The sequence below is a fragment of the Amycolatopsis sp. cg5 genome, assembly GCF_041346955.1.
In the GTDB taxonomy this organism is placed as follows: Bacteria; Actinomycetota; Actinomycetes; order Mycobacteriales; family Pseudonocardiaceae; genus Amycolatopsis.
On sequence record NZ_CP166849.1, the window covers coordinates 6,214,962 to 6,225,863 of the forward strand.

The following is a 10,902-nucleotide window of genomic DNA, read 5'->3' on the forward strand; positions in this document are numbered from 1 at the left end:
CTCAGTCGGGGCGCCCCAGCCGCAGCGCGCGCAGAATCGCCACCCGCTCGGCAGGGGTGGCGTTCTCCAACGCGATCTCGAGGGTGTGCCGTCTGCTCTCGGCCCGGATCCTGGCCAGGACGCACCGCGCGGTCGCGGCGATCGCCGCGGTGACGGCGGGCCCGGCCCACAGCCAACTCCACATCTCGCGTCCTCCTGCGCTTTTCGTCGTTCGGCTGACACAACGTTTACGCAGGTCATCGGTAGTACGTGCTACCGGTTTACAACCACGAACACCCGATTAAGGCAGTTTTGCCCGATTTTCGGGCCATCGAGAGACCTCCCCGGAAACCGTTTCAGGACAAGGGGTTTTACAGCGGTTTATACTCGGTGCCGGAAGTTGACACCTCGTGCCTGGGGAGGGCGCCGTGGGTGCATGGCGTCGGCCTGAGCTGCCCGAAGGGCCGCTGCGGGAGCTCAACCTCGAGCTGCACCGCATCCACGCGCATTCGGGCTACCGCAGCAGCTACCAGCTCGCCGCTTGGCTGAAAGCACGCGCCGCCCAGGACCCGGACCGGCTCGACGGCTGGTCCACACCGTCGCACACCTCGATCCACAAGGTGCTCACCCAGCCGGCGCTGCCGAACCGGGCCCTCACGATCACCCTCGTCGAAGCACTCATCGCACTGGGCAGGCTGCCCGACGGGCGCGCCGTCCTCGATCGCGTCGAGATGCTGTGGGCGGCGGCGTTCGAGCAGTGCGCCGCCCCGCCGCCGGGCAACGTCCTGTTCGACGACGGCACCGATGCCCTGCGCCGCACCGCCGCCCGGCGCGGCGAGATCAAGCGCTGGTTCGCCGAGCTCCGCCAGCCGCAGTCAGGGCCCCCGGCGTTCGACTGGTCGGCCGAACAGCCGGAAGAACAAGCCTGGCCGGACATGGGAGCTCCCGGCGACCTGTTCGTCCCGGCTACCCACTCGCAGCCCAGACACCAGCGCACCGGTCACCGCTGGCCGATCGAGCCGCTGCCGACCGAGCCCCCGCTGACGCTTTTCGTGGACAAGACACGCGTCAAACTGGCCGCCGGCACGCAGGTCGACCGGTTCGGCGAGCCGGACGGCAACCTGACCTACGCCGCCGGGACACCGTTCGAAGAACGTTCACTGCCACCGGAGTGGGCGCGGCTGGACTATCACGTCTACCAGTTGCAGGAGCCGTTCGACGTGCTGGCAGGCGTCGCGATCCCCTGGTTCGGCCAGCCTGGCGGCGGCACCGCGTACCTGCTGCCCTCGTCGATCGACGACCTGCTCGCGGCCAACGAGCTGATCGAGATCACCGACGACTATCTCCGCTGAGCACGCGGCCCATGACCCGCTCGCCGTCGGCCAGCGACACCTCCACGAAGCCTTGCCTGCGGTACAACGCGGCCGCGCGAGCGTTGGCCTCGTAGACCAGCAGCCCGACCCGCGCCGCACCGACGCCCCGCGCCCATTCGACGACGGCTTCCAGCAGAGCGTCCGCGACACCTTGGCCGCGCGCGAACGGCGCGACCCACATCGAAAGCAGCTGGACCGTGCCGCTCTCGTCGAGCGCCGAGCCGCTCGCCATCCCGGCGGGCTTGCCCTCGTACTCGGCCAGAACGTTGAACGGCACGTCCACGAGACGGCCGCGCCACCGCGGCTCCGGCGCGTCGAGCCAGTCGGCGAGCTTGCTGCCGAAGGCCTCTGGCGCCTCGCGCAGCGCTTCCAGCCGAAGCTCGCGCCACTCGGCCCAGTCGTCCGATGTCAACTCCCGTAAGACGATCACCCCACGACTTTCGCCGCTCGGCGGCCCCGCCCGCAACGCAATATTCACGACCCCAGTGCCAGGCCTCGTTTCGTGGCCCACCGGGTCAGCTCGCGCCGGTTAGACAGTCTGAGCTTGCGCAGCACGGCGGCCGCGTGCGTCTCGACGGTCCTGGCCGAAATGGACAGTCGCGTCCCCACTTCCTTGTACGTGTACCCGGCCGCGACCAGCCGCAGCACGTCGCGCTCGCGCGGGGTGAGCTGGTCGAGCTCGGGGTCGCCGTGGAACGCGGCGAGCACGAACCCGGCCAGGCGCGGCGAAAAATAGGCGTCGCCGTCGTGTACCCGGCTGATCGCCTCGCACAGGTCCGGCCCCGAGATCGCCTTGGTGACGTACCCGTGCGCGCCGCCGCGGATGACCGCGATGACGTCCTCGGCCGCGTCGGACACCGAGAGCGCCAGAAATCGCACGCCGGGGCAGTCGACGCCGTTCAGGATGGCCAGCCCGCCGCCGTCCGGGAGGTGGACGTCGAGCAGCACCACATCCGGGCGCAGCGTGCGAATCCCTTCGATGGCCTCGGAAACCGTGGCCGCTTCGCCTACGACGTCGACGTGCGCGCCGACTTCCGCGCGGACGCCCGAGCGGACCAGCGCGTGGTCGTCGACGACGAAGACCCGGATCACAACGGCATCCTGATCTCGACCTCGGTGCCTTCGCCCGGCACGGACCGGACCTCGGCGGTGCCGCCGTGCTGCCGGACCCTGCCTTCGATCGAGTCCACGATGCCACGGCGATCGTGTCCATTGTGGATGGATCGGTCGAAGCCGCGGCCCCGGTCCTTGGCCAGTGCGAACACCTCCGTCTCGGTCACCTCGGCGAGCACCGACATTTCCGTCACCCCCGCGTGTTTCGCCGCGTTCGTCAACGCCTCGCGCACCGCGCCGGCGACCGCGCGGGTCCGCGCGTCGAGTGGGTGGCTGCCGACCGAGACCAGCTCGACGGCGACCGCGTACCGGTCCTCGACGTCGGCGACCAGCTCGGCGATCGCGGCGGCGAAGTCGTCCTCGGACGGCCTGCCGAACAGCCAGGACCGCAGCTCGCGTTCGGTGCCGCGCGCGAGGCGGCGCACCTCCGGCTCCTCGGTTCGCTTGTGGATCAAGGTCAACGCCTGCAGCACCGAATCGTGCAGATGCGCGGCGACCTCGGCGCGTTCCTCCGCGCGGACGCGTGCCGCGCGCTCGCGGGCGATCGTCCTGGCCAGCAGGTAGATCCACGGCAGCAGCACGGCGCCGACCAGCGCGACCACCCCGGCGGCGAAGATGGACGCCATCGCCACGCCCGCGCCTGCCGGGGTGTCGCCGATCAGGAACACCGAGACGCCGGCCCCGCCCGCCGCCGCGGCCGCCGAGACGGTGACCACGCGGCGGAACAGCCGATCCGCCTCGTGGTCACCGCGCAGCCGGGTGGCGGCGAGCCGGGTCCACGGCACCACCGACAGCCCGACCACGGTCAGCATGATCGCGACCACCACGGGCAGGCTCGGGCGCGGCGTGTACTCGACCGCCCAGGCCAGCCCGCCGAGCGAACAGAAACCGAGGCACCCCACCAGAACCAGCCATCTTGGTCGCACCATCCCAGGTTAGGGAATCCGGAACACGTTCGCCGCCAATCGGCCACGCGGGACGTCGGTGTTGCGCGCGATCACGTCACCGAGGTTCTGCCGGAAGTCGATCCCGAACAGCGCTTTGATCGCCACCAGCGACGGGTCGTTGCCGTAGAAGAACCGGTCACCGTCCCGCATCGCCTCGAACTGCTTCTTCCAGATCGCGAGCTGCAGTTCGCCGAACTCACTGCCCGGCACCGGCTTCTCCGACACCAGCCCGGGGAACGCCTCCAGCGTGTTCACGTCGCCGTACAGCGCCTTGAGCCGGGACGCCAGCGTCGTCCGCCGCTCCCCCTTGACGGCCGTGTCGCCACCCGGCGGCACGGGATTGCCCGCGGCGTCGAAGAGCCGGACGAAGTCGAGCGCGTCCGGGTCGTCGATCTCCGCGCCGGGCGTCAGCTCGGGATCGGCGGGGAATGTCTCGGTCGCCTCGCCGGTGACCGCGCTGAACGAGGCCTTCGGCGCCAGCCCGTACGCCTGCCGGAGCTGCTGATACGTCGGCATCCCGTGGTCACGGCCCCGCTCGAGGTCGATGGCGCCGATGTCGAACACCGCGATCTGGTCGCCGCGCCGGAACACGATGTTGCGGACCAGGTCCCCGATCTGCTCGTCGCTGGCCGACTGCGGGTACGCGCCCAGCCCCTGCAGCACCGGGCCGAGCTGCAGCTGTGTCACGAGGTCGGGATTGAACGTCGCCACCTCGGACGGCACCTTGATCTCCACCGCGTCACCGGTGACCGTCACTGTCAAACCCTTGGCGCGCAACGCGTCCAGCTGAGCCTGCGTGTAGTGGCGAAGCTCGGTCTTGAACCGGAGGTCACCGTTGAGCATGCTGTGCGCGCGGTAACCGACCGTCGCGAACTCGTTGCCGACCGTCGGGTTCACCTGCGCGTTGTAACCGCGGTACGGCGCCAGCCGCACGCCCAGCGACGGCAGGAACTCTTCGAAGGTGATGTACTGCTGCGTCGCGATCACCACGCGCCGCGCGATCTGGAACTTCGTCTCCGCGGGCAGCGCGCCAGGCAACCGGTCGACGATCCGGTTGTGCTCCCTGGCGAACAGGTTCTGCACGCTCAGCAGCCCGATGTTCTCGTTGGCACGGTGATCGCCGGTGACCGCGGCGCGCCCGTTCAGCCCGACCGGGTCGTCCATGCCCGGCGCGGTGCGCGCGTCGCCACGCTCGTCACGCCTGGGCAGCATCCCGCCGGGCAGCAGCAGGTGTGGCCCGTTGTTGCTCAAGTCGCCGTCGACCGGTCCCTCCCGCAGCCATTCGAGCCGGTCGGCCGTGCCGCCGTAGACCGCGAACGCGTCGAGGTAGGAGTTGAGCAGGTTGACCTGCTGCCGTGGACCGGTGCCCGGCACCGTCACGCTGCGCCGCACCGGCAACCCGCCTGCCTGCGGAAACCGTTCCAGCGGATCGGCGGGGTCGAAGGGGATCGGCTGCACCTCGGTGCCGTCCTTGCGCAGCCCGAAGGTGTGATCGAGGAACTGCCCCCAGGTCGCCGTCCACTGGCTCATCCCGCGTGGCGAGTTGAGCCGCTGGCCGGTGTCGTTGAAGATCCGGTTGCTCACCCGTCTGGCGTTCGGCCCGGTGACCGGCACCCCGATCCCGTCCACGTACCGCGCGCCCGCGACCCGCAGGTACGCCGACCCGGCCACGACCCAGTCCGGATGCGCGCGATTGTTCCCGCTGCCGTCGAGGCTCTGGTACTCCGGCCCGGACGCGCTCGCCGTGCCGCTCGCCAGCACCAGCAGCACGGCGGCCGGGACGACCACCTTGGTCACACGATGTCGTTTTCTCATGTGCCCAGGCTTGCGCCGAACAGGTGGCCGCCACATCCGTAGCGACCCCGGGAAAAACCCGGAGATCATCCCCGTAGGTCAGGGAATCCGGAACACGTTCGCCGCCAGGCGGGCACGCGGCACGTCGGTGTTGCGCGCGATCACGTCACCCAGATTCTGCCGGAAGTCGATCCCGAACAGCACCTTGATCGCCGCCAGCGACGGGTCGTTCCCGTAGAAGTACCGATCCCCGTCCCGCATGGCCTCGAACTGCTTCTTCCAGATCGCGCATTGCAGTTCGCCGAACTCGCTGCCAGGCAACGGTTTCTCGGACATCAGCCCGGGAACCGCTTCGAGCGCGCCCAGGTCGCCGTAAAGCGCCTTGAGCCGGGACGCGAGGGTGGTCCGCCGTTCGCCCCTGACCGCGGTGTCGCCGCCGGGCGCCACCGTATTACCCGCCGCGTCATAAAGCCGGACGAAGTCGAGCGCGTCCGGGTCGTCGATCTCCGCGCCGGGCGTCAGCTCGGGATCGGCGGGGAACGTCTCCGACGCCTCGCCGGTGACGTCCTTGAACGAGGCCTTCGGCGCCAGCCCGTACGCCTGCCGGAGCTGCTGATACGTCGGCAAGCCGTGATCGCGGCCCCGCTCGACGTCGGTCGCGCCGATGTCGAGCACCGTGAGCCGGTCGCCCAGTTGGAAGGTGATGTTGCGGACGATGTCGCCGACCTGCTCGTCGCTGGCCGCCTGCGGATACTCGCCCAGTCCCTGCAGCACCGGGCCGAGCTGCAGCTGCGTGACGAGATCGGGATTGAACAGCGCCGTCGCCGCCGGCACCACGATCGCCACCGAATCACCGGTGACCGTCACCGTCAAACCCTTGGCGCGCAACGCGTCCAGCTGCGCCTGCGAATAGTGACTCGCCTGGGCCCGGAACCGGAGATCGCCGTGCAGCATGGTGTGCGCCCGGTACCCCGCGGTGGCGAACTCGTTGCTGATCGTCGGATTCACCTGGGGGTTGTAGCCGCGGTACGGCGCCAGCCGCACGCCCAGCGACGGCAGGAACTCCTCGTAGGTGATGTACTGCTGCGTCGCGATCACCACGCGCCGCGCGATCTGGAACTTCTTCTCCTCGGACAGCCAGGCGGGCAGCCGGTCGACGATCCGGTTGTGCTCCCTGGCGAACAGGGTGTGCGCGCCCTGCAGCCCGAGGTTTTCGTTGGCACGGGTGTCCCCCGCGACCGCCGCGCGGCCGCCCAGCCCCACCTGGTCGTCCATGACCGGCGCCGACTTCGGGTCGCCACGCTCGTCGCGCCTGGGCAGCATCCCGCCGGGCAGCAGCAGGCGCGCGCCGTTGTTGCCGAGGTCGCCGTCGACAGGGCCTTCACGAAGCCACTCGAGCCAGTCGGCCGTGCCGCCGTAGACCGCGAACCCGTCGAGGTAGGAGTTGAGCAGGTTGACCTGCTGCCGGGGACCATCGCCGGGCACCGCCACGCTGCGCCGGATCCGCACCCCTCCTGCCTGCGGAAACCGCTCCAGCGGGTCAGCGGGATCGAACCAGTTCGGTTGGAACTCGGGCCCGGCTTTGCGCAGTCCGAAGGTGTGATCGAGGAACTGCCCCCAGGTCGCCGTCCACTGGCTCATCCCGCGTGGCGAGTTGAGCCGCTGGCCGGTGTCGTTGAAGACCCGGTTGCTGATCCGCCTCGCGCCCGGCCCGGTGAACGGCGCCCCGATCCCGTCCGCGTAGCGGGCTCCCGTCACCCGCAGGTACGCCGACCCGGCCACACCCCAGTCCGGATGCGCCCTGTTGTTCCCGCTGCCGTCGAGACTCTGATACTCCGGCGGTGAGGCACTCGCGGTGCCACTCGCCAGCACCAGCAGTACCACGGCCGGAACGACCGCCCTGATCACACGACGTCTTCTTCTCACGCGCCCAGCCCTATCCAGCTCAGGTGATCACTACACTCCGTAGTGATCCCAGTACCAATCAGGGGCTACGCTCTCACGGTGGTGGTACGCGTGTTGATCATGGGCACCCCTGAGGACGTCAGAGGCGCTCGATGATGGTCACGTTGGCCGTGCCGCCGCCTTCGCACATGGTCTGCAGGCCGTAGCGGCCGCCTCGGGCTTCGAGTTCGTGCAGCAGGGTGGCGAGCAGTTTGGTGCCGGTCGCGCCGATCGGGTGACCGAGCGCGATGCCGCCGCCGTTGACGTTCACCCGCTCGGGGTCGGCGCCGGTCTCCTCGATCCACGCGAGCACGACGCTCGCGAACGCCTCGTTCACCTCGAACAGGTCTATGTCCTCAATGGACATTCCGGCGCGGCGCAAAGCGTACGAGGTGGCGGGGATCGGGCCGGTCAGCATCCACACCGGGTCGGCCGCGCGTACCGAAAGGTGGTGCACGCGGGCGCGTGGGGTCAGGCCGTGCTCGCGGACGAAGGCCTCGGAAGCCAGCAAAATGGCACTCGCCCCGTCCGAGATCTGCGAGGCCACCGCCGCGGTGATCCGCGAGCCCTCGCTGAGCGGCTTCAGGCCCGCCATGCGTTCGAGACTGGTGTCCCGGCGCGGCCCCTCGTCGAGCCGGAACCGCTCGAACGGCACGATCTCCCGCTCGAACCGGCCGGTGTCGATGGCCGCCAGCGCGCGCTGGTGGCTGCGGTAGGCGTACTCCTCCATCGCCTCCCGCGAGATGTCCCAGTGTCCCGCGATCATGTCCGCGCTGCGGAACTGTGACACCTCCGCGCTGCCGAACCGCTCCTGCCAGCCCTTCGAGCCGGAAAACGGATCATCGAAACCGTACTCGCGTCCGGCGATCATCGCAGCGCTGATCGGGACCTGGCTCATGTTCTGCACACCGCCGGCGACGACGAGGTCCTGCGTGCCGGACATGATCGCCTGCGCGGCGAAGTGCACGGCCTGCTGGCTCGACCCGCACTGCCGGTCGACGGTCACGCCAGGCACGTGGTTCGGGTAGCCCGCCGCGAGCCAGGCCGTGCGCGCGATGTTGCCCGCTTGCGAGCCGATCGTGTCGGTGCAGCCGAGGATGACGTCGTCGACGAGCGCCGGGTCGATGCCGGAACGCTCGACGAGCGCGGTGATCACGTGGGCGGCGAGGTCGGCGGAGTGGACTCCGCTGAGCGCTCCGCCGCGTTTGCCGGTCGCGGTGCGCACCGCGTCCACAATGTACGCTTCAGCCACTTTTCGTCCCGATCCCGTCGAGGAGAATGCCGAGGTACTGCTTCGCGACGGCGTCGGAGGTCAGCGCGCCGTCCGGGTTGTACCAGCGGACGGCCACCCAGACGGTGTCGCGGATGAAGCGGTAGACCAGTTCGACGTCGAGATCCTTCCGGAACACGCCCGCGCCGACGCCGTCGGTGAGAATCCCGTTCCACAGCTTGCGGAACTCGGCGTTGCGGTCGACGAGGTACGCGAACCTCGGCAGCTGCATGAGGTGCTTCGCCTCGTTCTGGTAGATCGCGACCTCGGCCGGGCGCCGGTGGATCGAGTCGAACGAGGCGGTGACGACGGCCTCGAGTGTCTCGCGTGGACCGTGCCCGGCCGCCACGATCTCGGCGTAGGTACCGAAAAGCTCGTCGAGGAAGCCGGTGAGGATCTCGTCGGCCATCGACTCCTTCGAGTCGAAATGGTGATAGAGGCTCCCGGACAGGATGCCCGCCGCGTCGGCGATGTCGCGCACGGTCGTCGAGACGAACCCGCGCTCGGCGAACAGGCGCGCGGCCAACGACAGCAGTTCGGCTCGGCGGGAGCCACCCCCGGACTTAGGCATGCTGACTGCTCACTGAAACAACCTCACCGGTCAAATAGGACGCGTAGTCGCTGGCGAGGAACACCATGACATTGGCGACTTCCCAGGGCTGCGCCGCCCTCCCGGAAACCTCGCGCCCGGCCAGCTCGGCGAGCAGCTCCTCACTGGTGACCTTGGCGAGGAACGGGTGCATCGCGAGGCTCGGTGCGACGGCGTTGACCCGGATCCCGTGCTGGGCGACGTCGACGGCCGCGCAGCGCGTCAACGCCATGACCCCGGCCTTCGCGGCCGCGTAGTGCGCTTGCTCGGCCTGTGCGCGCCAGCCGATCACGGACGCGTTGTTGACGATCGCGCCGCCGCCACCCTGCTCGATGAACTTCCTGACCGCGGCCCTGGTGGCGCGGAAAGTCCCGTTCAGCGTGACATCGATGACCCTGGACCACTCGTCGTCCGTCATGTCCGCAATAGACTTCGAGCCGCCGAGACCGGCGTTGTTGATCAGCACGTCGATCCGTCCGAAGTGGCCGGACGCGCCGTCGATCAGTGCCTGCACCTGGCCTTCCTGGGTGACATCGCAGGGGATGGCGTGCACGCCCAGCTCTTCGGCCTTGGCCGCGAGACGTCGCTCGTGCCAGTCGGAAATGACGACACGGGCGCCTTCTTCCACACAGCGTTTGGCGACCGCGGAGCCGATGCCGGTGCCCGCGGCCGCTGTCACGACGACCACCTTGTCCCGCAGCAGGTTCGCGCCCTCGGGGTACTTCGGGATCGGGATCACGGCCGGGCCTCCCTCGGCAGGCCGAGCACCCGCTCGGCGATGACGTTGCGCTGGATCTCGTTGGAGCCGCCGTAAATGGTGTCCGCGCGGCTGAACAGGAACAGCCGCTGCCACTGGTCGAGCCCGTCCTCGGCGAGCATGCCGCGTTCACCGCGGATCATCATCGCCAGCTCGCCGAGTGAGCGATGCCAGTTCGACCAGACCAGTTTGGACACTTCCGCGACACCGGGCGAGGTGTCACCCAAGGTCCGGATCGCGTGCGCGCGCATGACTTCCAAGCCCACCCACGCCCGCTGGAGCCGTTCCGCGATGATCGGATCACCGGGGTCGGCCAGGTCTTGCAACGCCCGCAGTTCGCGCCGGAACCCGACCTGCTGGCCGAGCGTGGCGACCCCGCGCTCGAAGGCGAGCGTGCCCATGGCGACGCGCCAGCCGTCACCCGGCTCGCCGACGACCAGGTCGGCTGCGGTGCGCGCGCCGTCGAAGAAGACCTCGTTGAACTCGGAGGTCCCGGTGAGCTGGCGGATCGGCCGCACGTCGACACCGGGCTGCCGCATGGGAACGAGCAGATAGGACAGTCCTTTGTGGCGTTTCGAACCGGGTTCGGTCCGCGCCAGCACGAAACACCAGTCGGCGAGATGCGCGAGTGAGGTCCAGACTTTCTGACCGTGCAGCACCCATTCGCCGTTTTCGAGCGTCGCCGTCGTCGACACGGCCGCGAGGTCGGACCCGGCACCGGGTTCGGAATAGCCCTGGCACCACAGTTCTTCGACCGACCGCACCCGAGGCAGGAAGCGCCGCTGCTGCTCAGGAGTACCGAACTCCATCAGCGTCGGGCCGAGCAGGTGCTGCCCGATGTGCCCGACCGTCGCGGGCGCGTCCGCACGCGCGTACTCCTCGTGGAAGATCACCTGCTCGTCGAGCGTCGCGCCCCGGCCACCGTGCTCGACCGGCCAGCCGAGACAGGTCCAGCCCGCCGCGGCCAGGTGCCGTTCCCACGCCACGCGTTCCTCGTAGGCCTCGTGGTCACGACCGGGTCCGCCAAGTCCTTTGAGCGCGGCGAATTCGCCGCGCAGGTTCGCTTCGAGCCAGGCTCTGACCTCGTCACGGAAGTCACGGGACACCGGGATTCACCACCTGTCGACATCTGGCGA

At 69.4% G+C, this 10,902-nt stretch carries 11 protein-coding genes; 1 reads left to right on the forward strand and 10 read right to left on the reverse strand.

Translation table 11 applies throughout. From position 1 onward, the window contains the following. Position 1: 1 nt before the first annotated feature. The gene (locus AB5J62_RS27605) at positions 2 to 184 is read right to left on the reverse strand and encodes a hypothetical protein (protein ID WP_370942835.1); all 183 of its coding nucleotides are present in this window, start codon (positions 182 to 184) and stop codon (positions 2 to 4) included. A 223-nt stretch (positions 185 to 407) separates the two neighbouring features. On the opposite strand from AB5J62_RS27605, the gene AB5J62_RS27610 reads away from it, so the two are divergent. After that, positions 408 to 1,331, forward strand: a complete 924-nt coding sequence (locus tag AB5J62_RS27610) for a TNT domain-containing protein (RefSeq protein WP_370942836.1) — start codon at positions 408 to 410, stop codon at positions 1,329 to 1,331. Here AB5J62_RS27610 and AB5J62_RS27615 read toward each other — a convergent pair. The 9 genes from AB5J62_RS27615 to AB5J62_RS27655 all read right to left on the reverse strand — a co-directional run bounded on the left by AB5J62_RS27615 (position 1,309) and on the right by AB5J62_RS27655 (position 10,872). Beyond that, entirely contained in the window at positions 1,309 to 1,782 is a 474-nt protein-coding gene (locus tag AB5J62_RS27615) for a GNAT family N-acetyltransferase (RefSeq protein ID WP_370942837.1), read from the reverse strand. The two genes, AB5J62_RS27610 and AB5J62_RS27615, sit on opposite strands and share 23 nt — an antisense overlap. Before the next feature lie 44 nt (positions 1,783 to 1,826). Further along, the gene (locus tag AB5J62_RS27620; protein ID WP_370950359.1) at positions 1,827 to 2,441 is read right to left on the reverse strand and encodes a LuxR C-terminal-related transcriptional regulator; all 615 of its coding nucleotides are present in this window, start codon (positions 2,439 to 2,441) and stop codon (positions 1,827 to 1,829) included. Next, entirely contained in the window at positions 2,441 to 3,391 is a 951-nt protein-coding gene (locus tag AB5J62_RS27625) for a sensor histidine kinase (RefSeq protein ID WP_370942838.1), read from the reverse strand. The genes AB5J62_RS27620 and AB5J62_RS27625 overlap by 1 nt, the downstream gene beginning before the upstream one ends. 9 nt (positions 3,392 to 3,400) lie before the next feature. Beyond that, positions 3,401 to 5,227 carry a peroxidase family protein gene (locus AB5J62_RS27630; RefSeq protein WP_370942839.1) on the reverse strand — a complete coding sequence of 609 codons (1,827 nt, stop codon included), beginning with the start codon at positions 5,225 to 5,227 and terminating at the stop codon, positions 3,401 to 3,403. A 78-nt stretch (positions 5,228 to 5,305) separates the two neighbouring features. Then, entirely contained in the window at positions 5,306 to 7,114 is a 1,809-nt protein-coding gene (locus tag AB5J62_RS27635) for a peroxidase family protein (protein WP_370942840.1), read from the reverse strand. Positions 7,115 to 7,250: 136 nt separating this feature from the next. Next, a complete protein-coding gene (locus AB5J62_RS27640; RefSeq protein ID WP_370942841.1) occupies positions 7,251 to 8,402 on the reverse strand; it encodes an acetyl-CoA C-acetyltransferase in 1,152 nt (383 codons plus the stop codon). After that, a complete protein-coding gene (locus AB5J62_RS27645) occupies positions 8,395 to 8,991 on the reverse strand; it encodes a TetR/AcrR family transcriptional regulator (protein ID WP_370942842.1) in 597 nt (198 codons plus the stop codon). The genes AB5J62_RS27640 and AB5J62_RS27645 overlap by 8 nt, the downstream gene beginning before the upstream one ends. Beyond that, positions 8,984 to 9,748, reverse strand: coding sequence for an SDR family oxidoreductase (locus AB5J62_RS27650; protein ID WP_370942843.1), 765 nt, complete (start codon positions 9,746 to 9,748; stop codon positions 8,984 to 8,986). The genes AB5J62_RS27645 and AB5J62_RS27650 overlap by 8 nt, the downstream gene beginning before the upstream one ends. Beyond that, complete coding sequence (locus tag AB5J62_RS27655; RefSeq protein WP_370942844.1) at positions 9,745 to 10,872, reverse strand: acyl-CoA dehydrogenase family protein; 1,128 nt, start codon at positions 10,870 to 10,872, stop codon at positions 9,745 to 9,747. Before AB5J62_RS27655 ends, AB5J62_RS27650 begins: the two co-directional genes overlap by 4 nt. Between the last annotated feature and the right edge of the window lie 30 nt (positions 10,873 to 10,902).

Bases quoted from the DNA above. Each gene is read 5' to 3' on its own strand.
- AB5J62_RS27605 (WP_370942835.1), bottom strand. From the start codon at position 184: ATGTGGAGTTGGCTGTGGGCCGGGCCCGCCGTCACCGCGGCGATCGCC.
- AB5J62_RS27630 (WP_370942839.1), bottom strand. From the start codon at position 5,227: ATGAGAAAACGACATCGTGTGACCAAGGTGGTCGTCCCGGCCGCCGTG.
- AB5J62_RS27645 (WP_370942842.1), bottom strand. From the start codon at position 8,991: ATGCCTAAGTCCGGGGGTGGCTCCCGCCGAGCCGAACTGCTGTCGTTG.